Source organism: Bradyrhizobium sp. Kon10 (genome assembly GCF_055807395.1).
This window is the reverse complement of the sequence record NZ_JBVVOZ010000007.1, coordinates 57,046-82,478: the sequence shown is the minus strand read 5'-3', so window position 1 is coordinate 82,478 and position 25,433 is coordinate 57,046. Positions and strand designations below refer to the sequence as shown.

Sequence of the window (25,433 nt, the reverse complement as noted above, 5' to 3'; positions counted from 1 at the left end):
GAAACGAGGGAAAATCGGCATTGCGTGCAGCGGCCGGGGCCCCGCATACTGGCCTCGCCAGATCTCCGGAATCCCCCTCCATGCCCCACTCCCTCCCCGCTCTCATCGTGGTCGACGTCCAGCGCGCGTTCGACGAATGGGAGGCGGCGGGAAAACGGCGCAACAATCCGGACGCGGTGGCGCACATCGCCGAGCTGTTGAAGGCATTCAGGGCGAGTGACGCGCCGATCTTCCACATCCGCCATGAGGGCACCAAGCCGACTTCGTCGTTCCGTCCCGAAAGCTCCGGCTACGCCGTCAAGGACGAAGCGCGCGAACAGGCGAGCGAGCCGGTGATCGTGAAGCGCGTCAACAGCGCCTTCATCGGCACCGACCTCGAAAGCCGCCTGCGCGCAAGCAACATCGGCACGCTGGTCATCTGCGGCGCCACCACCAATCATTGCGTGGAGACGACGACGCGGATGGCCGGCAATCTCGGCTTCGACGCCCGCCTCGTGCGCGACGCGACCTGGACGTTCGATCGCATCGGGCCTGACGGCGACGCGCATTCGGCCGAGGCGATCCACGCGATGACGCTGTCGAATCTCAACCGCGAATTCGCCCGCATTGTGACCACGAACGACGTGATCGCCTCGCTCGCAGCACTGCGACAATAAACCGCCACGCATTTTATCGTCACGTCTGCGTCGTTTCGACGCCCGCTCTCGCCGGAACGCGACGGACGCCCATCTGTTGTCACGCGATATCTCAACTGGAGTGATGACATGAAGTATCTCTTTGTCGCGATGGCTGTCGGCGCTGCGGCGCTGGCCGGCGGATCCGCGGCGCACGCAGCTGGCAGCGGAAGCGCGAAACCGAACGCGCGAGCGAGCCAATCGACCGACATCAGGGCGCAGCACCGGCCGCACCATCAAGGTTATCGCCAGCATCACTGGCGCCATCATGGACACTATCGTCCGCACTACCGAAGCTACGGCTACTACCCGCGACATCACGGCTATTATGGCGGCGGACCGTACGGCTATTACGGCGGCGGCCGTCCCGGCGTGACGTTTGGCTTCGGCGCCGGCCATCGCTGGTGAACGAAGCAGCGCCGGTAAACCAAAAGGGCCCGCGAGCGCGGGCCTTTTTCACCCGCGCAAGAGCAAACCCGCCGTCTCCAGGCCGCTTGCCAGGGCAGCCTCGACCGTGCCCATGTCGCGGCCGCGATAGAGCGCTTCGCCGGAGAACAGCACCGGGCCATCGGCACGCGCCAAAACCGATTGCGCGGCGCGCGACTGCGGCGTAGCCCAGGAATAGGCGCCGCGCGCGAAGGGATCGTGCGCCCAGTTCGTCGCCACGGCCGCCACGACATCGCGTGCGAGATCGTTGCGGGGCAAGCCGAAGATGGCCGCGAGCGAACCGATCCCAGCCTCGATCAGCGCGGGCGGATCGAGGCCAGCAAGCTCCGCCGTCCGCGGGCCGCCGAACCAGCCGGTGAGCACGTGATGCTCGGACGGCCGCTGCGTCCACCAAACCGGGATCGCCTTGTCCGACAGCAGGAAGGTGAGATCTTTGGTGCGGTCACGCCACCATGGCGCGTTAAAGCGCAGCAGCATCTTGATGACATTGCCGAAGCCGATATCGGCGGCGCGGGCGGCCTTCTCCCGCGCAGGCTGCGGCAGCGCGATCTCCCGCAACAGCGGCAGTGGCACGGTGAGGATCACGTTGTCGCATGGGAGCATCTCGCCATCGGCGCAGCGAACCTTGGCCGCACCGCCGTCCTGCTCGATCTCAGTCACCACGCAATTGAGCCGAATCTCGACACTATACTTGCGGCACTCCGCCGCAAGGAAGGCGATCAGCGCACCGTAACCGCCGACAATGCGCCCCTGCGTGTGGTGTCCACCATCCATCCATTCCTCGCGCAGTGCCAGCGTCGAGGCGCGCTCGGGATCGGCGGCGTCGTAGCCCTCGACCATCCGCTCGATGGAACGCCGCATCCGCGCGTACGCGTCACCGGCAAAATGCCGGCGCAGGAACTCGGCGACGGTGAGGTCGTCCTTCAAGTGCCCTAGCGCCGCATGGAGCTCGGCCTCGTGCGGATCATCGCGCTGCTCGCGCAAGAGCTTTGTGCCGTCAAAGCTCCATTGCGCTCCTTCGATCGCCTGCAACGACAGCCCCGCTTCGCGCAGCAGGCCGCGCGTGATCGGCGCCTCGCCGTGAACGAACTCGGCGCCGCCGTCGGCAGCATAGCCGAACTGCGAGACGGGCAACGGCTGGATGCGCCCGCCGCAGCGGTCACGCGCCTCCAGGATCGTCACCCTCCTCGCGGCGCGCGCGAGCGCGCGGGCGGCGATGAGGCCGGCGGCACCCGCGCCGACAATAACAATGTGCTCCGATGTGCCCGACATGCCGCTGCTTTACCTGGCCGCAGCGTCGTTCTGGATCAGGTAGCGCAGCAATAACACACCCCCGCCGAGCTGCCGCGTGCTCTCCAGCGTCATCGCGGTGAGCGGCGCGCGTTGGTCGCTGTCGGCCTCGGTCGAGTCGAACACGAAGGGCGCACCCCTGGCACCATCCACCGCGGGACTGAGGATCAGGTTGAATTCGTCGATGAGACCGGCACGCAGGAACGCGCCGTTGGCGACGCCGCCGCCCTCCACCAGCAGGCGCTTCACGCCAAGCTCGTGATTGAGGATGTCGAGCGTCAGCGTCAGATCGATCTCGGACTCGCCGGCAAAGATGTAGGACACGCCCTCGCCGCGCAGCCCGGCCAGATGCGAATCAGGCACACTTTCAGTCAGCACCACGACGATCGGATCGCCGCCGATGTCGGAGCGGCCCCAGCCGATCTTGCCGCGCGCGTCGAGCACGACGCCATAGGTTTTGGCGTCGCGCCGCGCGAACCAGTTTTCGGGGGGAAGCCGCTCGCCCGAGCTCGCAGGATACGGCTTGCCCTTGGCAAACTCCGAACCGGTGACGCGGCCGATCACCCAGGCATCGCCCGCGAGCTCGTCATGAATCTTCTCGAACCAGTCGACGCCCGCGCCTTTCGGACGCCAGCGGCTGGGATGGGTGCGGCCGTCCAGGCTCGAATGCATCAGGCAGATGACGTAGGGCTTCATGCGAATTCTCCGCGGCGAGCTCTCAGGCCGCCGGCCCCTCGCGCCTGGCGCGATCGTTCACGATGACCGCGAGCGGATTGAGCCTTGGCGGGGCGACCAGGGTGAGCGTGTTGCTGTCGCGATGGTTGAACGGGGCGCCTCTCACAAAAAGCTTGGTCTCGATCAGGTAGCTCCAGCTGCCATCATCGTTGAATGTGATGTCGCAGCGGTAACGATCGGTGCGGAAGGCTTGTTCCAGAAAATCGGTCGAGCAGATGCCGTAGACCGTATCGCCGCGCTTTGCCCTAACGGAGGCGGCGAAGCGGGCCGAGATTGGCAAGCCCGTCGGCCGAGACGTCCTCAGGCTCGGTGAAAATGTCGGCGGGAATGGGGAGCATTGCGGGTGTCTCGGGTGACGTGGCATCGCGACAATATCACGCCTGCGAGCCTTGGCGGACTCACAAACATCCGCATGTCCGCATAGCGGACCCCGGAGCGATCTCGAATTGAACGGCTGCGCTTGGATAACGAGTCGCTATTCAGGCGGCGCCGTTGACCATCGAAGGACGAACGGTGACGTTCGTGGATTTGAGCGTGCGATTTGAGCGACAAGCGCGATCGATTTAGTCGCAGGCGATCGCCCTGAGCGCGGCTCGCGCGTATTGCATCCGATCAAGGCTTCAGACGGCGGCCCCGTCTGGTGACAGCCTCACGAATTTCAGGCTCAGATGATAAGATCGATGCTCCATCGAGCAACAGTCTGGCTGCATCGCGGCTCGCCTCCGCTATAGCTGGATCGTGCGTCGATTGTGCGATCACGATCGAACCCTGGATGAGTGACAGGATTTGGATCACGGCTTTTTCAGGCCTGCTCAATGCCAGAGGGTCGACGAGCGACGTTACAAATTCCTGCAAGCCTTTGAAATGAGCGGCGATGGTTGCCTGTACCTCCGGAGAATCAACATCCGGTCCGAACTCGGCCAGTCCCCTCACGAACGGACAGCCGCGGAACGAAGGCGATCGAAAGGACTCGCCCAGCGCGTCAAAAATGGCGAGGACGCGCTCCAGCGGCGATAGTCCGGGTTTTTCGGTCGAGGCCGCGAGCATCTGAAACCAGGCCGCATCCTGGTGACGCAGGTAGGTAGCGACCATGTTCGCCTTCGACGGAAAGTGCTTGTAAAACGTCATCTTGGCGACGCCGCTTTCGGCGATGATGCGGTCGACCCCGACAGCGTGGATGCTGAACCGGTAAAACAGGTCCGATGCTGTCTTCAGAATCCGTTCTCGCGGCGCGAGAGCGCTAAGGGGCTGCCGCTCCAAATCGATCATTTCCGGCACGTTTCCGCTCCCATCCTCGGTCTGGTTCAAACTCCTCAGGTACATAGACAGACTACCCTGTCTATTTTTCTGTTGCAATGTACGTACAGGTCTGTCTAGTTATGCCGCGATGCCATTCAGGCACAAGCGAAAGGACATAGGATGAACGGAAAAGTCGTTGTCGTGACCGGCACGAGCAGTGGTTTCGGAAGACTTACGGCATTGGAGCTGGCGAGGCGGGGCCACACGGTGATCGCGACCATGCGCGGTGTCGAAGGGCGAAATGCACAAGTCCGAAGCGAGCTCATCGAAGCGGCAAAAGCAGAAGGGCGCGTGCTGCAGGTCCTTGAAATGGACGTCACCGACGAGGCGTCGGTCAATTCGGCGGTCAACCATGTCATCAAGCAACATGGAAGAATCGATGCGTTGATCAACAACGCAGGAACCATGTTCGTCGGGGTCACGGAAGCCTACACGGTTGCGGATGTCGAACGGCAATTTGCGGTGAATTTCTTCGGTGCCGTGCGAGCGGACCGTGCCGTTCTGCCGCATATGCGCGCCGCGGGCAGCGGACTTCTCGTCCATGTCACGTCGTTGATGGGCCGACTGATCTTTCCCTTCTTCGGTGTTTATTCCGCGAGCAAATTTGCGCTCGAGGCGCTCGCCGAGTCCTATCGCTATGAACTTTCAAGCTTCGGCGTCGACTCGGTGATCGTCGAACCAGGGGCATTCCCCAGCAACCTGCTCCCAACCAGTCCAGAGCCGTCAGACGAAGCCGTCCTGGCATCATACGGTGCGGTCGCGGCGATCCCGGGCCAGATCAAGGACAGCGCCAGCCAGGCACACGATCCGTCCAATCCGCCACGACCCCAGTTGGTTGCCGATGCCATCGCGCGGCTGGTCGAAGCAACGGAACGGCGCCCGTTGCGGACAGTCGTCATGCCCGAGGGCATGGATCTCGGAGTGGAACGACTAAACGAGGCCGTTACTTCTATTCAAAACGACATGCTCGGCGCATTCGGTATGTCGAGCATGATCTGAGATCGTGGGTGTCAATCGGCTTGTACATTTGGAATACCGATGTCCGGGTTAGTGGTCAGGCCGAATGACACTCACAACTTCTTTCGAGCGCCAAACAGCCTCGTGGAATTCGATCTCACGCGGCAGCGAATAAGGCGGCAAATGCCCTCTGATGTGTCGCGCAATTTCATCTGCAACCACGGGCGATGATATCAGCGCGACCGGGTTCGCGAACATCGGTCAGGGGATCGGTTTGAGAACGGCAACCGCCGCTGCTGATTGTCGTGCTGGAGGGGCGATCAGCGCATCCATTCACCCAATCGCTTTGATCCAGTCAGCGATGCTCCTGGTCTCGGGCGCTTAAAACATCAGCGCCCGCTATCCCTGCGCGCCATATGAGCGTGCTGACGACATCACTTGCGGTATTGATCGTCGCTCGCCTTCTCCATCCGGGTCACCGGACTTGCGGCGGTCGGCGTGGCCTGAGCGTTCAACGCGTCGCACTCCTTCAGCTGCGCAGCACGCGCGTGACTACGTCATTCGAATCCAGGCGCCGTCGGATGCCGAGGACCTCACAGCAGCATCGATGAACTTCACGCCCGCCAGGCCATCCTCAACCGTCGGGAAGATCACCTCGGGATGGGGCTTTTCCCCGGCCCGTGCCGCGCGAATGGCGCGCGCGGCCTCGGCGTAAATGGTTGCGAAGCCTTCAAGGTAACCCTCCGGGTGGCCCGCGGGGATGCGGGTGACCCGACCCGCCTCGCCCAGGGCACCGGCCCCGCCGCGGGTCAGGAGCTGCTTGGGCCGGCCATAAGGCGTGAACCAGAGCTGATTTGGATTTTCCTGCGCCCATTCGAGGCCGCCTTTGCTGCCGTAGACACGGAGCGTCAGGCCGTTCTCGTTGCCGACGGCGACCTGGCTCGCCCACAGCGTGCCCTTGGCGCCGCCTTTCCACTTGAGGAGGATCTGGACGTCGTCATCGAGACGCCGCCCCTCGACAAATGTCGACAGTTGGGCGAGCAATGCGTCGAGCTTGAGCCCTGTGACGAAGCAGGCGAGATTGTAGGCGTGGGTGCCGATGTCGCCGATGCACCCGCCGGCGCCGGAGCGCGCCGGGTCCGTGCGCCACGCGGCCTGCTTGTGGCTGGTCGCCTCTACTCGCTCGGTCAGCCAGTCCTGGAGATATTCCGCATGGACAAGCCGGATCTCGCCGAGATCGCCGTTCGCGACCATGGCGCGGGCCTGCCGAACCATGGGATAGCCCGTGTAGTTGTGCGTCACCGCGAACACCCTGCCGCTCTTGTTCGCGAGCACCACCAGTTCCTCGGCCTCGGCGACGGTCGTCGTCAGCGGCTTGTCGCAGATCACATGGACGCCGGCTTGCAGGAAGACCTTCGCGACCGGAGCGTGCATGTGGTTGGGCGTCACGATCGACACGGCCTCGATGCCGTCCGTTCGCGCGGCTTCGGCCTTCGCCATCTCTTCGAACGAGCCATAGGCACGGTCGTCGGCGATACCGAGCTCCTTCGCCGACGCCTTGGCTCGCACCGGATCGGACGCGAGTGCGCCGGCGACCAGCTCGAACTGGTCGTCGATGCGGGCGGCAATGCGGTGGACGGCGCCGATAAAGGCTCCCTGGCCGCCGCCGACCATTCCCAACCTGACACGGCCATGGCTGCCGGATTCGTTGCTTGCATTGATCGCCATTTGCGTCTCCCGCTCAGGATAGACCGAGCATCTTGCGGTTCGCCGCATCGTCGGTGCCGGAGCCCGCGAAATCATCGAAGGCCTTCTCTGTCACCCGAATGATATGGCTCTTGATGAACTCGGCCCCCTCTCGCGCGCCTTGCTCAGGATGCTTCAGCGCACACTCCCATTCGAGCACCGCCCAGCTGTCGTAATCGTACTGCGTGAGCTTCGAGAAGATCGCGCCGAAATCGACCTGGCCGTCGCCGAGCGAGCGGAAGCGGCCGGCACGGTCGGCCCAGCTCTGAAAGCCGCCGTAGACGCCCTGGCGGCCGGTCGGGTTGAACTCGGCGTCCTTGACGTGGAAGGCCTTGATGCGCTGGTTGTAAATGTCGATGTAGTCGAGATAGTCGAGCTGCTGCAGCACGAAGTGTGAGGGATCGTAGAGCAGATTGGCGCGCTTGTGGTTGTTCACCCGATCGAGGAACATCTCGTACGAAACGCCGTCGTGCAGATCCTCGCCCGGGTGGATCTCGTAAGCGAGATCAACACCGTGCTCGTCGGCATAGTCGAGGATCGGCCGCCAACGCTTCGCGAGCTCGTCGAACGCGGCCTCGACGAGGCCCGCCGGACGTTGCGGCCATGGATAGATGTACGGCCAGGCAAGCGCGCCGGAGAAGGTGGCGTGGACCGTGAGCCCAAGGCGCCTGGAGGCGAGGATCGCGCGCTTGACCTGGTCGACGGCCCATTCGGTGCGGGCCTTCGGATTGCCACGGACCTGCGGTGCGGCAAAGCCGTCGAACGCCGCGTCATAAGCTGGATGAACAGCAACCAGTTGGCCCTGGAGATGGGTCGAGAGCTCGGTAATCGCAAGCCCGTGGCGGGCCGCGGTCCCCTTCACCTCGTCGACGTAGTCTTGCGACTCCGAGGCCTTATTGAGGTCGAACAGCCGTCCGTCCCAGCTCGGAATCTGAACCCCTTCGTAACCGAGCGAGGCGGCCCATCCGCAGATCGAGTCGAAGGAGTTGAAGGGCGCTGCGTCGCCGGCGAACTGAGCGAGGAATATCGCCGGCCCCTTGATCATCTTCATCGAATGCTCCTTCTTCCCTGGACCTCAGCAGCATGCGCCCGCCGAGCTCGACATTACAAAAACCCGCCTCCTTGCTGGTTCCAACACTTGCTGGTTTCAGCGGCGGAGCTGGCATCTCTTCAGAACGCCTCCTCGGCCCACAGCGCCATTGCATCGACGTCCGACAGCGGCGCCGGTCGCTCGACGCGCGAGCGCACCGCGATCGCTCCGCCCTCCAGGCCGGCCTTGAGGATCGCGTGCTTCACCTCCAGAGCGTGGCTCGCCAGCGCCCCGGAGGAGCGGTGTGGCGTGCCGCGCAGCACCGCACTTGCGAGCTCGGCGACGCCGAGGCAGCGATAATTGGCCTGGTTCGGCATGTGATCGGCCCAATTCGGCGAGCGCCAGTTCGGGCTGCCGAACGGCCGGTCGTCGGCTGCGATCGAGATCCAGTCACCACCTTTCTCAGTGTACTGCACCGCGCCGCCGAAGAAATTGGGATCCGGCACGCGCAGCGAGCCTTCCGTCCCGTAAAGCTCGATCGGCGGGTGTCCGTGCTTCCAGACGTCCCAGCTCATCGCAAACATGATGTCGGCGCCTGACTCGAAGTGCAGCAACGACATCACCGTCGTCGGCGTTTCCACCGCGATGGTCTTGCCGTTCATCGGCCCCTTCGAGGTAACGAGCCGCGTGGCAAAGCCGGCGCTCGCACGCCCCTGCACCTGGGCAACGGGACCCAACAGGTTGATGAGGGCGGCAAGGTAATACGGACCCATGTCAAGGATCGGCCCACCGCCCCGTTTGAAGAAGAAGGTTGGATCGGGGTGCCAGTGCTCCATGCCATGCGACATCAGAAAACAGGTCCCTGAGAGCACCTTGCCGATCCGGCCTGCATCCACGAGTTCGCGCGCGGTCCGTCCGCCGCCGCCGAGGAAAGTGTCCGGCGCGCAGCCGATCTTCAGGCCCCGATGCGCGGCCTCCGCAACCAGGGTCGCGGCGTCGTTGGCCTCGATCGTGATCGGCTTCTCCCCGAACACGTGCTTGTTTGCGGCCAAGGCCGCGTGGCTTATGGCGAAATGTGACTCGGGCGTGGTGAGATTGACGATGATCTGGATGTCAGAGCGCGCCAGTAGCGCATCGATCGACAAGGCCTCGATCCCGAACTTCTCCGCTTGGGCTTGCGCAGCCTCCGGCCGCAGATCGGCGCACGCGACCAGGTTGAGATCGCGAAAGTTCGGCATGTTCTGCATGTAGATCGTCGAGATGTTGCCGCATCCGACGATGCCGACTCCGAGCTTGCTCATGACCTGCTCCCCCTCACGTCCACGACGATACGGTCTCGCGCGCCCGGCGCGCGTAGCGGGCGACGTCGTTCGGCTTGTCGTGTTCGGCGACGAACAGGGAGACGCCGGCCTCCGTCATCGCCGCGCGCAGGGCCGGCCAGTCCATGATGCCGTGGCCGGGATCGGCCCAACCGTCCTCGTCCGCGCATTGTCCGGACGGTGCGAGATCCTTGATGTGGCAGGCGACCAGACGCTGGGCATGTTTCTTGATCTCGGCGACGGGATCGCCGCCGCCGCGCACAATCCATGCGAGATCGGCTTCCCAGACGAGATCGGGGGCCTCCTCGAACAGACATTCGAGATAGGTCTTGCCGCTGCCGGCGCGGCCATATTCCCAATGATGGTTGTGCCAGCCGAAACGAAGCCCCTCGCCCGTGACGGCCTTGCCGATCTCGTTCAGTTCACGTCCGATGCCGCGCCATTCTTGTTCGCCGCCCTCACGTTCGCCCGGCGGCGGAGCCGGCGCGAGAACGATTTCGATGCCGAGGCCCTTGCAAAGTCTTGCGGTGCCGACGGCATCCGCGCGCAGCCGGTCGAGCCCGACATGCGCGCTCGGCGCTGTCATGCCGTGGAGATCGAGAAGCCGCCGCAGCGCGTCGGGATCATTGAACAGTCCGCCCCACGGCTCGACCATCCTGTAGCCGAGCCCTGCTACGAGCGCGAACTGCGCCTCGAGCGGCGTGATGGAGCGGGCGGAATAGAGCTGGATGGACAGGCGGTCGATCGGCTTGATCATAGCGGGGCTTTCGAAGGTGAAGGGGGTCAGAGACGCTGTCCGCTGTTGTCGTCGAACAGCGAGAGAGTTTCGGGAGGAAACCGCACGGTGAGCGTGTCGCCTGCGCGGAGCGGCGCGTCGGCATCATGGCGGAGCGAGAAGGCGGTGCCGTCGTCGAGGCGGCACCAGATCAAGCTATCGGCGCCCATCGGCTCCACCATCTCGACGCGAGCAGGCGCGGCGCGCGGGTGGTCGGAGGCCGTGACCTCGACATGCTCGGGGCGGATGCCGAGCACGGCCGGCGCGTCAGTCGGCGGACTGCTGAATACGTAGCCATTCAGGCCGAACCGGCTCGTGCCGGCGACAAAGGCCGCCTCACCATCGCGCGCGATCCGGCCGGGGATAAAGTTCATCGCGGGGGAACCGACGAACGAGGCGACGAAGCGGTTCACCGGCGCGCGATAGATCGTCTTCGGCGTATCAAGCTGCTGGATCACGCCGCCTTGCATGACCGCGATGCGGTCCGCCAGCGTCAGCGCCTCGATCTGATCATGGGTCACGTAGATCATGGTGGCGCCGAGCCGCGCGTGCAGGCGCTTGATCTCGACCCGGAGCTCGGCGCGCAGCTGCGCGTCCAGATTGGAGAGCGGCTCGTCGAACAAATAGACACCGGCATGCCGCACCAGCGCCCGGCCGATGGCGACGCGCTGGCGTTGCCCGCCGGACAATTCGAAAGGACGGCGGTCGAGCAGCTCGGTGAGGCGCAGCATCTGCGCGGCCTCTGCGAGACGGCGGCCGATCTCGGCCTGCGGCGTGCCGGCGACCTGCAGCCCGAACGACATGTTCTTGCGCACGGTCATGCGCGGATACAGCGCGTAGCTCTGGAACACCATCGCGATGCCGCGATCCTTTGGTTCGGCCCAGGTGACATCGCGGCCGCCGATATGGATCTCGCCACTCTTGACGTCGATCAGGCCGGCGATGGCGTTCAGAAGAGTCGACTTGCCGCAGCCGGAGGGACCGAGCAGCACGAGGAATTCGCTGGCCGCGACATGCAGATTGAGATTGTCCAGCACCTTCAATCCGCCGAAGCCGATTCTGAGGCTCCTGATATCGACGCTCGCCCGCTGCATGATATGTCAGCCTTTCACCGCGCCGGCAGCGATGCCGCGCACGAACCAGCGGCCGGAGCCGAAATAGACGAGGAGGGGCAGCAGCGCGGTCAGAAGCGTCGCCGCCATGTCGACGTTGTATGCGCGCTCACCCTGAGTCGAATTGACGATGTTGTTGAGCTGCACCGTCATCGGCAAGTTGTCGCGGCCGGCGAAGACGAGGCCCAGGATGAAATCGTTCCAGATGCCGGTGGTCTGCAGGATCACCGCGACGACGATCATGGGGGTCGCCATCGGCATCATGATGCGCGCATAGATCTGGTAGAAGCCGGCGCCGTCGACGCGGGCCGCCTTGAACAATTCGACCGGCAGCGCTGCGAAATAATTGCGGAACAGCAGCGTCATCGTCGGAAGGCCGAAGATGGTGTGGATGATCACGATCGTGGCGAGCGACTGGCCGAGCCCGGTGAAGGAGAACACGCGCACCAGCGGGTAGATGAACAATTGATAGGGGATAAAGGCGACCACCATCATCGCTCCGAACAGGATGTTGCCGCCGCGCACGCGCCACAGCGACAGCGCATATCCGGTGAGCGATCCGACCAGGATGGAGATGACGACGGACGGCACCAGGATGCGCAGCGAATTGAAGAAGCCGACCTTGATGCCCTGGCAGGTGAGCCCGGTGCAGGCCGAGGTCCAGGCTTTGATCCAGGCGTCGATGCTGGGGGACACCGGCAGCGCCAGAATATTGCCCTGCCTGATCTCCGCCATCGGCTTCAGCGAGGTCACGACCATCACATAGAGCGGCAGCAGGAAATACAGCGCTGATATGAGGATAAAGGCATAGAGTCCCCAGCGCGCCGGCGTCATGCGCGCCCGCCGCCGCCGCGCGGCAGGCAGGGGCTCGGCGAGCACGGTCATCGGATGTCTCCCTTGCGCGCGCGCCAATAAAGATAAGGCGCGACCACCGCGATCACGGTGACGAGCATGGTGGTGGCGGCCGCGGTCGCAAGGCCGATATTGGCCCGTTCGAACAGATGATCCATGACGAATTTGGCGGGCACCTCCGAGGCAATGCCCGGTCCGCCATTGGTCATGGCGACAGAGAGGTCGTAGAGGCGCACCACGGCGGTCGACAACAACACCGCCGCGGTCGCAAAGCTCGCGCCCATCATCGGAATCACGATCGACAGGTAGACCCGCCATTTCGGCAGGCCGTCGATCCGGGCCGCCTTCCAGATTTCCTCGTCGATGCCACGCAGGCCCGCGAGCATGACCGCCATCACGAGTCCGGAAGCCTGCCAGACGCCGGCGATGACCAGGCAATAGATCACCCGCTCCGGCCGCACGATCCAGTCGAAGGTGGCACCTGCAAAACCCCAGCTGCGCAGCACGTGCTGGATGCCGAGCGACGGGTTCAATAGCCATTGCCAGACCAGCCCGGTGACCACGAAGGACATCGAATAGGGATAGAGATAGATCGAGCGGATGGTGTCCTCCGCCCGCACCCGCTGGTCGATCGCGACCGCCAGGAGAAAGCCGATCGCCAGCGCCAGCGAGACGAACAGCACGCCATAGATGACGATGTTGTGGACCGAGGTGATCCAGCGGTCGTTGCCGAACAGCGATTCGTATTGGCGCAGGCCGATGAAATTGTTGTTCGGCAGCATGCGCGAATTGGTCAGCGATATCCACACGGTCCAGGCGGTGGCGCCGATATAGACCACGAACATCACCAGCAGCGCCGGCACGAGCGCGGAGATCGCGGACAATCTGGAAGACAGAGAAAGACGCATCGTGCCCAACGAATGAGAGAGGATGGACCAGCGAGACAGGGCGGCCGGGAACATCGGCCGCCCGATCGAGATGCGTCAGTACTGCGCCTTCAGCACCGCGGCGACTTTGGCGGAGAATTTGTCGGCGCTCATGTCGGTGTTCCAATATTCCGAGATCGCGTCCTGGACCGCGCCAACCAGCGCGGGCGCCGCCAGCATGTCGACAGATGGCAATTGCTGCGCCTTGTCGGCGACGTATCGCGTGCCCTTCTGGGCGCAGGCGTCGAGCGCAGAGGTGTCGACATCGCTGCGCACCGGGATCGAGCCCTTCTTGAGCGCGAACTGGATCTGGGTCTCGGGCGTCAGCATCACCTTGGCGAGGGTCATCTGCGCCTTGGTGGTGGCCGCATCATTCGACTTCGGGAATACGAAGACGTCGCCGCCCATCATGTAGCCGCCGCCATGATTGGACAGCACGGTGCAGCCATAATCCTTGTCGGCGACCTTGCCGGCGGCGACGAACTCGCCCTTGGCCCAATCGCCCATGATCTGCATGCCGGCCTTGCCCTGGATCACCAGGTTGGTCGCATCGTTCCAGTTGCGCCCGGGCGCACCGGCATCGACATAGTCCTTCAGCTTCTTGTAGGCGACCGCGACAGCCTTGAACTCGGCGCTCTGCGCCAGCGCCGCATCGCGCTTGCCCATCATGGCGATCCACATCGGTCCGCCGCCAACGCCGATCAGGACCGAGTTGAACAGGTTTTGCTCCCAGTTCTTCTGGCCCGAGAAGGCCAGCGGGATCACCTTGCCCCCGGCCTTGAGCTTGTCGAGGATGACGAAGGCATCGTCCCAGGTCTTCGGCTCGGCGGCGCCGACCGAGGCGAGCACCTCCTTGTTGTACCAGAGCCAGTTCTGGCCATGGATGTTGATCGGCACCGCGTACATCTTGCCCTTGCGCGTTGCCGCGGCGACGAAGGCCTGCGGCATCACGCTCTTCCAATTCCCTTCGGTCGCGACCGTGTCGACGTCGGCGAGCAGGTCGCCCTCGACCAACTCGTCGAACTGTTTTCCGGTGTTGAGCTGCATGGCGGTCGGCGGATTGCCGGAGACGGTGCGGCTGATCGCGGCGTTTCGGGCATTCGCGGCACCGGCGACCGCGCTGTCGATCCAGGTGCCGCCGGCCTTGGTGAACTGATCGGCGAACACCTTTACGGCAGCGGCCTCGCCGCCGGAGGTCCACCAGTGAATGACCTCGGCTTTCATTTCCTCGGCACAGACGGGCACCGAGGCCAAGGCGATGGCGGCAATCGCCACCGATGCGAACAGCGCGCGTTTCATGATTCCCTCCCAGGATCTGCCCTCGCGGGCTTGTTGGTCTTGCGCTTGGGGCCCTTTTTGTTAGGTTAGGATCTTTTCGGAAAATCGCTGCGCGGTTTTCCGGATCATGCCTTTGGGCTCTTATGTCTGTACAACGGCGATGTAATCGATTACATTTCTATCGTATCAGAAGCCAGCGATTTTGCAAGGGCCGTTTTGACGGCAGGAAACCGAATGGCAAAGCGAACCCGAGCGTTGCACCGCAACACGGCCAAGATCGCGGATGTCGCTCGGCTCGCCGGCGTCTCGGTCGCAACCGTCAGCCGCACGCTGGCGCGGCCCGAAGTGGTCACCGAAGAAACCCGCAAGCGCGTGCTCGCCGCCGTGCGCGACACCGGTTACACGCCCAACATTTCCGCGAGAAACCTGCGTGTCCGCAAGACCATGGTCGTGCTGGTCGCGGTACCTGACATCGCCAACCCCTTCTTCGCCGAGGTTCTACAGGGCATCGACGATACGCTCTCGACCGCCGGCTACGGACTCATCATTGCGAATTTGGCCGGCTCGCCAGAGAAGGAGGCGCGCTACGTCGACCTGGTCTGCGCCGGCCAGGCCGACGGCGTATTGCTGTTGTGCGGCCACGTGATGCGCAGCCCCGACCGCGACTTGCGCGAAGCGCGCGTGCCGTTGGTTGCCGCTTGCGAGTACATCCCCCGCGAAAGCTTCCCGCAGGTCACGATCGACAATGTCGCCACTGCGCGTGAGGCGGTGGCACACCTCATCGAGCTAGGCCACACCAACATCGCCTATCTGTCCGGGCCCAAATCCAACATCCTCGCGCAGCAGCGTCTCGAAGGCTACCGGCAGGCCTTGCGCAAGGCGGCGATTGCTGCCGATGCAGAGTTGATTCTCCCCGGCGATTTCACCTTCCGGACCGGTGTCGAGGCCGGCCGGGCGCTGCTCGCGCTCGAGCCCCTGGCGCGTCCGACCGCGCTGTTTGCGGCCAATGACGAAATGGCGATCGGCCTGATCAAGACCGTGCACGCGGCCGGTCTGCAGATCCCGGATGATCTTTCCGTCGTCGGCTTCGACGGCATTGCCTATGCCGATTATTGCGAGCCCACGCTGACGACCGTCGTCCAGCCCCGCCGCGAGCTCGGGGCCACCGCCGCGGCCGAACTGATTGCGCTGATGACGGCTGACAAATCGGCGCCGCGCAAGGACATCACGCTTCCCGCCAGGCTGATGCTGCGCGACAGCACAGGGACGTGTCGGCGAACGGCGCCGTTGTCGAACCTGGTTTGAACTGTCATTGATGTCTCTGACGGCTGAGCGGGCGAGCCGGACATCGGGCGATCATCTGCTTCCTTGCTGGTGGCAAGAGGCGGACCGGGCATTTCTTCAGAACGTCTCCTTTGCCCACAGCTCCATTGCCAGGAACGTCGGCATGACCGAGGCGGCCGAATTTCTCGTCGGAGCGGTCGTGAAAGCGATCGAGCACATCGATCGCGCTTGACGACATCACTTGCGGTATTGCTCCTCGCTGACCTTCTCCAGCCAGCTCACCGGACTTCCGTTCAGCGATTCCTGGATGGCGATATGGCTCATGGCCGTGGAGGGGGTGGCTCCGTGCCAGTGCTTCAGGCCCGGAGGAAACCACACCACGTCGCCCGGGCGGATCTCCACGATCGGCCCACCCTCGCGCTGCACCCATCCCAATCCTGACGTGATGATCAGCGTCTGGCCGAGAGGATGCGTGTGCCACGCTGTCCGCGCGCCGGGCTCGAACGTCACATGGGCCGCGCTCACCCGCGCCGGATCAGGCGCCTGGACCAGCGGATCGAGGCGGACTGTTCCGGTAAACCAATCCTCCGGCCCTTTGGCGGACGGTCTGGAGCCACTTCTATGTATCTCTAAATCCATGATCTCACTCCGGATGATAGGATGCTGGGCCGCTCTTCCGCGGAGCAGCCATTCGGTCTCGATCACGAGACCGGCGGCAGAGCGTCCAGATGCTTGTCCAGCGTGATCGGATAATCCCGCACCCGAACGCCGGTCGCGTTATAGACGGCATTGGCGATCGCAGCGGCAACCCCGCATATGCCGAGCTCGGCCACACCCTTCGCCTTCATCGGCGAGACCTTGTCGTCGGCCTCGTCGAGGAAGACCACCTCCTGATGCGGTATGTCGGCATGGACCGGCACCTCGTAGCCGGCAAGATCGTGGTTGACGAAGAAGCCGCGCCGCTTGTCGACCGCGAGCTCCTCCATCAAGGCGGCTCCCGCGCCCATGGTCATGGCTCCGATCACCTGGCTCCGCGCCGTCGTCGGATTGAGGATGCGGCCAGCCGCGCAGACCGCCAGCATGCGGCGGATGCGGATCTCGCCGGTGAAGCTATCGACCGCCGCCTCGACGAAATGGGCTCCGAAAGTTGACTGCTGGTAGCTCTTGTGGAGGTCGCCCCACTCCATCTTGTCCTCGCCGACAAGCTCGCCGTCGCGGACGGCGTCGACCAACCTTGCGGAACGGTTGCCGCCGACCACCAGGCCATCGGCGAAGGAAGCATCCTCAGAGTTGAAGCCCAGCTTCTGCGCGATGGCATCACGTAGCTTCACGCATGCTGCGTAGACGCCGGAGGTCGAACAGTTCGCGCCGAATTGTCCTCCCGACCCGGAAGAAACGGGGAAGGACGAGTCGCCGAGCCGAACCGCGACCTGGTCGATGTCGACGCCCATCATCTCGGCCGCGGTCTGCGCGATCACCGTGTAGCTTCCCGTGCCGATGTCGGTCATGTCCGTCTCGACCGTGACCCGCCCGTCCTGTCCCAGACGGACGCGTGCGCCGGATGGCAACAGAAGATTGTTGCGGAACGCGGCCGCGACGCCCATTCCGATCAGCCAGTCACCATCGCGCACCTTGCCCGGGACTGGCTTTCGATCGCGCCAGCCAAATCGCTCGGCGCCTTCGCGCAGACAGCGGATGAGGTTGCGCTGGGAAAACGGACGGTTCGGGTTCTCCGGGTCGACCTGGGTGTCGTTCCGCACCCGAAGCTCGACCGGATCGATGCCAAGTTTTTCGGCCAATTCGTCCATGGCGATTTCGAGCGCCATCATTCCCGGCGCCTCGCCGGGAGCCCGCATCGCGTTGCCTTCGGGAAGATCCAGGACGGCGAGCCGCATCGAAGTGAGACGATTGGCGCCCGCGTATAGCAGCCTAGTCTGATTGACCGCGGTTTCCGGCTGGCCGCCGGGCAGATCGCCCGAGCCGCTTTCATGCGCGATCGCCAGGATCTTGCCGTCTGTCGTGGCCCCAATCCGGATGCGCTGGCTGGTGGCCGGACGATGCGTGGTGTTGTTCGGGATCATCGGCCGCGGCAGCGCAACCTTGACGGGGCGGCCGGCGGCTTTCGCCGCCAGAGCGGCCATGACCGCATCCGAACGCAGGAACAGTTTGCAGCCGAATCCGCCGCCGATATAGGGCGAGATGAAGCGGATGTTCTCCTTCGGGATGCCAAGCGTGGCCGCGAGATCGGTCCTGCCCCAATCGATCATCTGGCTGGAGGTCCAGATGGTCAGCTTGTCGCCCGCCCAGGTCGCGATCGAGGCGTGCGGCTCCATCATCGAGTGGCTCTGGTCGGGAGTCGTGTAGTGTTGGTCGAGCTTGACGGGAGCCTCAGCGAAGGCCTGTTCGAATTCGCCGGCGCGACTTTCGGGAGGTCCGTCCTCCTCGGGACTGTTCGGGTCTTTTCCGAAGGGTGCCGTCTTCAGTGCCTCCGCGAGATCAAACGCCCCTGCTGCGGATGCGTAGTCGACCCTGACCAGGGCGGCCGCGGCGCGCGCCTGTTCGAAGCTCTCCGCCACCACCACGGCGATCGCCTGGTGATAGTGGTCGACCTCCGGGCCGCCGAGCAACTTTGCGGTGTTGAACTGACCCTTGCCGAGCTTTCCGGAGTTCTCGGCCGTGACGATGGCGATGACGCCCGGCGCCCGGCGCGCCTCATCCAGATGCATCTTCTTGATGCGCCCCTTGCCGATCGCGGCGCCCACGATCACGCCGTAGGTCGGATTGCTGACGACGTCATTGTGTTCGTAGGCGTAGGTCGCCTTGCCGGTGGTCTTCAGCGGGCCCTCGATACGCGGGTGCGGACGTCCGACGACACGCAGGCGATCGATGGGGTTGGTCTGCGCAGGTGTATCGAACTTCATGGCTGCCTCGCTTCGTTCATGGCCGCCGCCACGGTGCGCTCCACCAGCGCCACCTTGAATGCGTTCTTCTCGGTCCACTTCGCGCCGGCGAGCAGGCGCGCGGCGAACCCTTTCGCGCCGCGCGGCAATTCGGTCTCGGCCGCCTCGACCCGCCATGGCTTGGGGGCGATGCCGCCCACCGCCACCCGGCCGGTGCCGTCGCGCTGAAGCACCGCCGCGACGGAAACGAGTGCGAATGCGTAGGACGCGCGGTCACGGACTTTCCGGTAGATATGCCGACCGCCGATCGGAGGCGGCAGCGTGACCGCCGTGATCAGTTCTCCCGGCGCAAGCGTCGTCTCCAGGTGCGGCGTATCACCGGGGAGGCGATGCAGGTCCGCAAGCGGCATGCGCCGCGTCTTACCTCCGGGACTGGTGGTCTCAACCTCCGCGTCGAGTGCGCGCATGGCGACAGCCATATCGGAGGGGTGCGTCGCGATGCAGGCATCGCTCACGCCGATCACTCCCAGCTGACGGCTGACGCCGTCGATGGCCGCGCAGCCCGATCCCGGGCTTCTCTTGTTGCAGGGTTGGTTGGTGTCATAGAAATAGGGACAGCGCGTCCGCTGCAGCAGATTGCCCGCGGTGGTCGCCTTGTTGCGGAGCTGGCCCGATGCACCGGCCAGAAGCGCCCGGCTGAGCACGCCGTAGTCTCTCCTGATCCGCATCTCGGCGGCGAGCGCCGTATTGCGAACCAGGGCACCGATTCGGAGCCCGCCTTCCGGGGTGGGTTCGATCTTGTCGAAGCCGAGACCATTGACGTCGATCAGATGCTGCGGCGTCTCGATCTCGAGCTTCATCAGGTCCAGCAGATTGGTCCCGCCGGCGATGAACTTCGCTCCGGGCGTTGCCTGAGCCTGAGTGGCCGCTTGCTCGGCCGAGGTGGCGCGCTGGTAAGTGAACTCTTTCATGTCTTGCTCCCGGCGACCTCGACGATGGCCTCGGCAATGTTGGAGTAAGCACCGCACCGGCAGATATTGCCGCTCATGCGCTCACGCGGCTCGAGATTCGTAAGTTCAGGCGATGCAGCCAGATCGGCGGTGACGTGGCTCGGGATTCCCGCCTTGATTTCGTCGAGCACCGCCACGGCCGAGCAGATCTGCCCCGGCGTGCAATATCCGCATTGATATCCGTCCTGCTTGACGAAGGCCGCCTGCATCGGATGCAGGCGGTCCGGCTGGCCCAATCCCTCGATGGTGGTGACCTTGTCGCCTTCGTGCATGACCGCGAGCGTGAGACACGAATTGATGCGCACGCCGTTGACGATCACGGTGCAAGCTCCGCACTGGCCGTGGTCGCAGCCTTTCTTGGTGCCGGTCAGGTTCAGATGTTCGCGCAGCGCGTCGAGCAGCGTCGTGCGGGGATCGAGCTGAAGGCTGCACGGTTTCCCGTTCACCTCGAACGAGACAGCAAGTCCGGGCTGGGTGAGCTTCGGTTGCGCCGGTTGGCCCTGTGCGCCCGGAACAGCTCCGATCATGGCTGTTGCAGTCCCGGCCGCGAGAATGCGCCGCCTCGATATTTCCTGTTCGGGTTTTTGCATATCATCACCGCTAGGTTTCCTGCGCCGGCCGCCGGATTGCAGGACGGTTCCGTCGCACAACAATTCCCACGCGGCGCGCAAGTTCGAGTGGACCGCCTGGATGTGGCGGTGAATGTTTTTCATCAATGGCAGGCGGCTCGATTGCCTCATTGCTGGGCAATGGTACGAGCATGGCGGCTTGCGCGCCGTCCGAAGCAGGCGAAGAGCGCAGAGGCACAAAGCAAGGCCGCGCTGATGCCGAAGGTGCTTTGGTAACCGCTCGAATCGTAGAATTGACCCCCGACGGTGGCGCCAATAGTGATCGCGAGCTGGATGATGGCCACCATGAGACCCCCACCCCGCTCGGCATCGTCAGGCAGCACCCGGCTGAGCCAGGTCCACCACGCGACGGGCGCGGCCGTGCCGATCAATCCCCATGCCGCGATCAGGCTAGCCACGGCCGGAAGCGAGCTTCCGAGAAAAATGAGCCCAACCGCGATCAACGCCATCGCCAGCGGCATTGCGACAAGCGGGCCGTAGAGCCGGGTCTCGAGGATCGTACCGATCAAGTAGGTTCCAAGCAGTCCGGCGAGACCCATGATCAGCAGCAGCGACGAAAGGGTGGAAACGCTGACATGGGCGATGGTTTCCAGGAACGGTCGCACGTAAGTGAACAGCGCGAATTGCCCCATGAAGAAGAACGCGACGGACACCATTCCGAAACCGACCCTCGGAATGCGAAGGATGCCGAACACGGAGACCTCGCGTGTGGCTTTGTCCGCCGGCATCGACGGGAGCGTCAGGAGTTGCCAGACCAGCGCGAGCGCCGCGAACGGAACGACCGAAAAGCAGGCGCCTCGCCAACCGATGTACTGACCGAGAAAGCTTCCCAATGGCGCGGCAATCGTCGTCGCCAGCGCATTGCCGCCGTTGAAGATGGCGAGCGCCCGCGGCACCTGCCTCTCGGGGACCAGGCGCATGGCAGTGGCCGCAGACATCGACCAGAAGCCGCCGATGACGATCCCGATCAGCGCCCGCCCCGCCATGAAGACGGATTGGCTCGGCGCAACCGCTACGATCAGCCCCGAGATCATCATCACGCCGGTGAGAGACAGCAAGACGATGCGCCGATCGATGCCCCGCGTCGCCCTGGAAATGAGCAGGCTCGCCAGCACGGCGAAAATTCCGGAGACCGCGATGGCCCGGCCCGCCTGACCCTCTGTGATGTGGAGATCCGCGGCGATCGGCGTCAGCAGACTAACCGGCATGAATTCGGACGCAATCAGCGTCGCAACGCACAAGGTGAGCGCGAAGACCGCACTCCACGCGGGCGATTGCCGGCGAACGGCGCCGTTCTCATGCGTGGTTTGAAATGTCATTGTTGCCTCTGAACGGCTCAGCGCCCGGGCGAGCCGGACATCAGGCGACCATCTGCCGCCTTCGTTCAGATAACTTTCAGGCGAGGTGCAGCATAGGCCGAGCCAATCGGACGCCGCGTTGAGAAGAATTCATCGATGGCCGCTTCAGAGGCCGAGCGGACGCAGCTCCCGGACGAGATCGATGAACAGTCGAAGCGCCGCGGGGAGCTGGCGCCGGCTCGAGTAGTAGATATGGAAGCCGGGGCCAAGCGGCGCCCAATCGTCCAACACCGTCCGCAGCGTGCCGTCGCGGAGATCCTTGCGGACCATCGGCTCGGCGACGTACATCAGCCCAGCCCCGTCCCTCACCGCGACCAAGCCAAGATGGCCTTGATCGACGGTGAGCCCGCCTGGGGCATTCACCTCGATCTTCTCGTCACCTCGCTCGAATTCCCAGCGGTAGATGCTCTCGTCTCCGATCCGAATCTTGACGCAACGATGAGCCTGGAGGTCGTCAGGATGCGTCGGCGCGCCGACCCGCTCGATGTAGGACGGCGCCCCGACGACCATCCACCTGACGTCAGCGGACAGACGCTGTGCGATCATGTCCTGCGGCACCGTGCCGCCATGGCGGATCCCTGCGTCGAAGCCGCTTTCGATCACGTCGATCATCCGGTTGTTCACCGAGAATTCAATCTCGACGTCGGGGTAGCGATCGAGGAACGTCGCCATCACCGGTCCGACGAGAAATTCGGCCGCCTCGGTCGGCACGCTCATTCGCACGCGGCCCATCGGTCCGTCCCGGAAGCGATTGAGCACGTCCATCGCGCTTCCGATCTCGTCGAACGGGCGCGCCAGCGCAGACTGCAGCGCCTCGCCGGCCGCAGAGAGCGTCACGCTGCGGCTGGTCCGGTTGAGCAGCCGGACCCCAAGGCGCTCCTCCAGGCTCCGGATCGCGTGACTCAGCGCCGAAGCGCCAATGCCGAGCTCGAGCGCAGCGCGACGGAAATTCCGGTGCTTCGCGATCTCCAGGAAGTAGGCAAGGTCAGCAAGGTCGGACCGGCGAAACTGCATGCTCAGCGGCTCTCACGCAAATACGCCCTCGCAGGAGGCGACGACTTCCCAAGCGGCATTCTTACGTCAGTCGCGCGCCCGGTGACAGCGGTGGGTCATGAGCCGCGCTGAATCCGATCAATCAGCGCGCTGACGGCGCGCTGCGCTCGGAGCCGATCGGCGGTTCCGACATGGGCCGCCTCTTGAAACGCAACAATCTCGAACACGATCTGCTGTGGATCCGCATTGGGCGCTAACGCACCCTCGCCCTTGGCCCGCATTGTCGCCGAAAGAAGCGCTTGGCGCCAAATCTCCCTATACTCCGTGACAAGCGATTGAATGGCGCCCGGCCGGGCGCGATACTCGCCTGCTACCGCCGTCACTATGCAGCCGCCCGGAAACTCCTCGTCCTCCAGCAGTTGGAACCAAGCATCGCAGAGCGCCTTCAGCGCCCCCAAAGTGCCCCGCCGGGCGCGCATTTTGGCACGCAAGGCGGCGGCAAATGCGTCCGCTCCAAACCTGAGTGTTTGTAGCTGAAGATCCTCTCGGTCCTGGAAAAGATTGGCCAAGGTGCTCTTCGGGACGTTGGCAACGAGCGCCACACGACCGAACGTGATTCCCTCTAGGCCCTCGATGCCGGCGATTTTGGCGGCTTGTTCGAGCACAGCGGCGCGGGTCCGATCGCCTCGGACTCTGCGCCCGTCGGGCCGTTCGCTTCTTGGAATCGTCGCACTCATCGGCAGAAAATTACACGACCGGTCGTCTAGATTCAAATTGGCCGCTCTGCCTCTGGAATTTTCGCGGTCGCGACTAGGCCACACCTGCACTGGTTTTCGCAACCACGGCCGCCATGCGTTCAGCCAAGCCTCTGGTGTCCCAATAGACATTGGCTTGGTAGATGCGATCGCCGCGAACGTTGAAACGATCTACGCCGCTCCACGCGAGCGGCTGGCCGGCGACGCTTGCGGTCGCTTGCCATTCGATCATCACAGCGTCGTCCGTAGGCGCCCACCGCACGATCTGGAGTCGCAGATCCGGCAGTCTCCTCAAGACGTCCCTGAAATGTTCGACGACAGCCTCTCTGTTGCCCGGAGCAGTCATCGGCGGGATCAGATTTTGTGTCTCCGGGTGCATCAGATCGCGCAGGGCGTCCGCGCTCGGCTTGTCCCACTTCTCTGCAAAGCGCGCGACGATATCGCGCGCCGCGGCAAGCTGCCCCGCAGTGGGAGCGACGTAGGCATTTTGAGCTTGGGTGCCAACACTGGACATTGTTGTCTCCTCTTCAATTAACAACACGATCGTACGTATTGTTTTTACGGCGAAGAGTCAACAATTATAAGTACGATCGTCCGGCTTGTTGTGAAGGCGACCTTCTCCTCGCGTTCGCGACAATCTGGCCGAGCTCCTCCGGTAGCGGTTGGGAGTGCTTTCAGGGACGTCACATTGCGAGCGGCATTGACCACCGTTTTTTTTTACAAACGTGCAGCGCTAATCCGTTGGTTGCTGATTCAATCGGGGAGAAGAGACCCTTAGAAGGGCCGTGGTGCCCAGGGGCGGACTGGACATGCATCCCAGAACAATCCGCAAAAACAACAACTTACGACAGTGACGGATATGCTGTTTGTACCACTCAAATGTGCTTTTGTCGATCCTACTTGCCCGCAAGCGACCCTCGATCGCCCGTCCCGTACAACGGTCAAACGCTCTGATGCGCCGTAGAGCGCATAATAATTTGCCGGTAGCGGGCAGCGCCTCAACGGCTCCGCCACTCAAAAGTGTACGGGCACTGGAGACCAAGCGGATACGGCAGGAAGGCGTCGGCAAAGCTGACAGCTTCGAAAGCTGAGATTTTCAAACTTGGAAACATGAGAGGGCCCCGGTCAATCTCGCCCCAGACCGGCTGCGCCGCGTGAAAGCCGATGTCGCTTCCGTCAATTCCGGATGCTGCGTCGTTTCCCCGGGCGGCATGGGTGGCAGGTCAGATTCGGCGGAGTTAGCCGGTGGAGAAGTGCGCCCTCAAGCTCCTGGACGGAAGCGCCACCGCGCCGATTAAAAGGCCCTCGGGCAAAGAGATCCGAATTTTTCCCACTGTATAGACAGGCCAACGCCAAGACCAAAGAGCGAATGAATTTACCACTCCCAATGCCGGTTGGATTCAGCGTGTCCTCATACCCAGCTGATTCAGCTAACCAGTGATAAGTCTTTGGTTCCTCAGTCGATTCGGCCGCGTGGATCGAAATATTTCCATCAGCGTTGCGTATTTGGCGCCGGCACGATTGCGGGGCTGGCGTGAACTTTTTGTTGTTTACGGGCCTCAGTATGTCTCTCACCAACCTGCTCGTCTCGGTGCTGATCTCGCTCGGTCCTATTGCGGTGCATGATGACGGCCGATACGCGAATTCGCCACTGAAATCATGGTTCGAAGGCCTGCACAGCAAGGACGGCGTTCAATGTTGCTCGGATGCCGATGGCATGGCACTCGCGGACGTCGATTGGGACACCGAGGATGGGCACTATCGCGTGCGCATTGACGGACAGTGGGTGATCGTTCCGAGTGATAGAGTGGTTACTGACGCCAATCGCACGGGCCGGACGATTGTTTGGCCGCAGTACCTCAACGGCAATCCAGTTGTCCGCTGTTTCATGCCGGGAAGCATGACCTGAGTGAATCCGTTGCGCATCTCGCAACGCAACCGCGCGCATATCGCGGTCGCGAACCGCTGAGGAGTCGAAAATAAACAGCACACGCCATCAACTTTGCTTGTCAAACCAGTCTCTCCGGAGTCACAGTTCGATTGCACCGCGCAGTATTTTGGCCG

General features: G+C 63.6%; 24 protein-coding genes and 1 pseudogene. 5 read left to right on the top strand and 20 right to left on the bottom strand.

What is annotated here, in order from left to right; all coding sequences use genetic code 11:
• The first annotated feature begins 80 nt into the window (after positions 1–80).
• Both AC0L2O_RS12795 and AC0L2O_RS12790 read left to right on the top strand, forming a co-directional pair.
• Positions 81–656 (top strand): cysteine hydrolase family protein, encoded by a 576-nt coding sequence (locus tag AC0L2O_RS12795; protein WP_473369965.1) that lies wholly within the window; start codon positions 81–83, stop codon positions 654–656.
• 108 nt (positions 657–764) lie between these two features.
• The gene (locus AC0L2O_RS12790) at positions 765–1,082 is read left to right on the top strand and encodes a hypothetical protein (protein ID WP_473369964.1); all 318 of its coding nucleotides are present in this window, start codon (positions 765–767) and stop codon (positions 1,080–1,082) included.
• Positions 1,083–1,130: 48 nt separating this feature from the next.
• Here AC0L2O_RS12790 and AC0L2O_RS12785 read toward each other — a convergent pair whose 3' ends face one another.
• From AC0L2O_RS12785 to AC0L2O_RS12770, 4 genes are all read right to left on the bottom strand, one after another.
• Entirely contained in the window at positions 1,131–2,393 is a 1,263-nt protein-coding gene (locus AC0L2O_RS12785) for a flavin monoamine oxidase family protein (RefSeq protein ID WP_473369963.1), read from the bottom strand.
• Positions 2,394–2,402: 9 nt separating this feature from the next.
• Complete coding sequence (locus AC0L2O_RS12780; RefSeq protein WP_473369962.1) at positions 2,403–3,107, bottom strand: RibD family protein; 705 nt, start codon at positions 3,105–3,107, stop codon at positions 2,403–2,405.
• Positions 3,108–3,129: 22 nt separating this feature from the next.
• Positions 3,130–3,426: a hypothetical protein gene (locus AC0L2O_RS12775; RefSeq protein WP_473369961.1), complete on the bottom strand. Its 297-nt coding sequence runs from the start codon at positions 3,424–3,426 to the stop codon at positions 3,130–3,132.
• A 332-nt stretch (positions 3,427–3,758) separates the two neighbouring features.
• Positions 3,759–4,415: a TetR/AcrR family transcriptional regulator gene (locus AC0L2O_RS12770; protein ID WP_409192727.1), complete on the bottom strand. Its 657-nt coding sequence runs from the start codon at positions 4,413–4,415 to the stop codon at positions 3,759–3,761.
• 150 nt (positions 4,416–4,565) lie between these two features.
• Here AC0L2O_RS12770 and AC0L2O_RS12765 point away from each other — a divergent pair, with 150 nt between their 5' ends.
• Positions 4,566–5,444, top strand: a complete 879-nt coding sequence (locus tag AC0L2O_RS12765) for an SDR family oxidoreductase (protein ID WP_473369960.1) — start codon at positions 4,566–4,568, stop codon at positions 5,442–5,444.
• Between the two features lie 510 nt (positions 5,445–5,954).
• On the opposite strand, the gene AC0L2O_RS12760 is transcribed toward AC0L2O_RS12765, so the two are convergent.
• From AC0L2O_RS12760 to AC0L2O_RS12725, 8 genes and pseudogenes are all read right to left on the bottom strand, one after another.
• A complete protein-coding gene (locus tag AC0L2O_RS12760; protein ID WP_409190819.1) occupies positions 5,955–7,130 on the bottom strand; it encodes a Gfo/Idh/MocA family protein in 1,176 nt (391 codons plus the stop codon).
• A gap of 13 nt (positions 7,131–7,143) precedes the next feature.
• Positions 7,144–8,199, bottom strand: a complete 1,056-nt coding sequence (locus AC0L2O_RS12755; protein ID WP_473369959.1) for a sugar phosphate isomerase/epimerase family protein — start codon at positions 8,197–8,199, stop codon at positions 7,144–7,146.
• Positions 8,200–8,318: 119 nt separating this feature from the next.
• A pseudogene (locus tag AC0L2O_RS12750) lies at positions 8,319–9,482 on the bottom strand (Gfo/Idh/MocA family protein); the annotation flags it as partial.
• A 10-nt stretch (positions 9,483–9,492) separates the two neighbouring features.
• Positions 9,493–10,254 carry a sugar phosphate isomerase/epimerase family protein gene (locus tag AC0L2O_RS12745; protein ID WP_473369958.1) on the bottom strand — a complete coding sequence of 254 codons (762 nt, stop codon included), beginning with the start codon at positions 10,252–10,254 and terminating at the stop codon, positions 9,493–9,495.
• A 26-nt stretch (positions 10,255–10,280) separates the two neighbouring features.
• Positions 10,281–11,366 (bottom strand): ABC transporter ATP-binding protein, encoded by a 1,086-nt coding sequence (locus AC0L2O_RS12740; RefSeq protein ID WP_473369957.1) that lies wholly within the window; start codon positions 11,364–11,366, stop codon positions 10,281–10,283.
• 6 nt (positions 11,367–11,372) lie between these two features.
• Positions 11,373–12,269 (bottom strand): carbohydrate ABC transporter permease, encoded by an 897-nt coding sequence (locus AC0L2O_RS12735; protein WP_369719542.1) that lies wholly within the window; start codon positions 12,267–12,269, stop codon positions 11,373–11,375.
• Positions 12,266–13,120 (bottom strand): carbohydrate ABC transporter permease, encoded by an 855-nt coding sequence (locus tag AC0L2O_RS12730; protein ID WP_473369956.1) that lies wholly within the window; start codon positions 13,118–13,120, stop codon positions 12,266–12,268. Before AC0L2O_RS12730 ends, AC0L2O_RS12735 begins: the two co-directional genes overlap by 4 nt.
• A gap of 99 nt (positions 13,121–13,219) precedes the next feature.
• Positions 13,220–14,461 (bottom strand): ABC transporter substrate-binding protein, encoded by a 1,242-nt coding sequence (locus AC0L2O_RS12725; protein WP_473369955.1) that lies wholly within the window; start codon positions 14,459–14,461, stop codon positions 13,220–13,222.
• A 213-nt stretch (positions 14,462–14,674) separates the two neighbouring features.
• On the opposite strand from AC0L2O_RS12725, the gene AC0L2O_RS12720 reads away from it, so the two are divergent.
• Positions 14,675–15,745: a LacI family DNA-binding transcriptional regulator gene (locus AC0L2O_RS12720; protein WP_473369954.1), complete on the top strand. Its 1,071-nt coding sequence runs from the start codon at positions 14,675–14,677 to the stop codon at positions 15,743–15,745.
• 216 nt (positions 15,746–15,961) lie between these two features.
• On the opposite strand, the gene AC0L2O_RS12715 is transcribed toward AC0L2O_RS12720, so the two are convergent.
• From AC0L2O_RS12715 to AC0L2O_RS12680, 8 genes are all read right to left on the bottom strand, one after another.
• A complete protein-coding gene (locus AC0L2O_RS12715) occupies positions 15,962–16,363 on the bottom strand; it encodes a (R)-mandelonitrile lyase (RefSeq protein WP_473369953.1) in 402 nt (133 codons plus the stop codon).
• A gap of 62 nt (positions 16,364–16,425) precedes the next feature.
• On the bottom strand, positions 16,426–18,645 hold the full coding sequence (gene paoC / locus AC0L2O_RS12710) for an aldehyde oxidoreductase molybdenum-binding subunit PaoC (RefSeq protein WP_473369952.1): 2,220 nt from the start codon (positions 18,643–18,645) through the stop codon (positions 16,426–16,428).
• The gene (locus AC0L2O_RS12705; protein ID WP_473369951.1) at positions 18,642–19,595 is read right to left on the bottom strand and encodes an FAD binding domain-containing protein; all 954 of its coding nucleotides are present in this window, start codon (positions 19,593–19,595) and stop codon (positions 18,642–18,644) included. The genes paoC and AC0L2O_RS12705 overlap by 4 nt, the downstream gene beginning before the upstream one ends.
• Positions 19,592–20,161 carry an aldehyde dehydrogenase iron-sulfur subunit PaoA gene (paoA, locus tag AC0L2O_RS12700; RefSeq protein ID WP_473370072.1) on the bottom strand — a complete coding sequence of 190 codons (570 nt, stop codon included), beginning with the start codon at positions 20,159–20,161 and terminating at the stop codon, positions 19,592–19,594. Before paoA ends, AC0L2O_RS12705 begins: the two co-directional genes overlap by 4 nt.
• Before the next feature lie 209 nt (positions 20,162–20,370).
• Positions 20,371–21,582, bottom strand: a complete 1,212-nt coding sequence (locus AC0L2O_RS12695) for an MFS transporter (protein ID WP_473369950.1) — start codon at positions 21,580–21,582, stop codon at positions 20,371–20,373.
• A 144-nt stretch (positions 21,583–21,726) separates the two neighbouring features.
• Positions 21,727–22,635, bottom strand: a complete 909-nt coding sequence (locus tag AC0L2O_RS12690) for a LysR family transcriptional regulator (RefSeq protein ID WP_473369949.1) — start codon at positions 22,633–22,635, stop codon at positions 21,727–21,729.
• A 95-nt stretch (positions 22,636–22,730) separates the two neighbouring features.
• Positions 22,731–23,279, bottom strand: coding sequence for a TetR family transcriptional regulator C-terminal domain-containing protein (locus tag AC0L2O_RS12685; RefSeq protein ID WP_473369948.1), 549 nt, complete (start codon positions 23,277–23,279; stop codon positions 22,731–22,733).
• A 145-nt stretch (positions 23,280–23,424) separates the two neighbouring features.
• Positions 23,425–23,883: a nuclear transport factor 2 family protein gene (locus AC0L2O_RS12680; RefSeq protein WP_473369947.1), complete on the bottom strand. Its 459-nt coding sequence runs from the start codon at positions 23,881–23,883 to the stop codon at positions 23,425–23,427.
• A gap of 1,050 nt (positions 23,884–24,933) precedes the next feature.
• Between AC0L2O_RS12680 and AC0L2O_RS12675 the strand changes: the two genes are divergently transcribed.
• Entirely contained in the window at positions 24,934–25,278 is a 345-nt protein-coding gene (locus tag AC0L2O_RS12675; protein WP_473370071.1) for a hypothetical protein, read from the top strand.
• Positions 25,279–25,433: the final 155 nt, after the last annotated feature.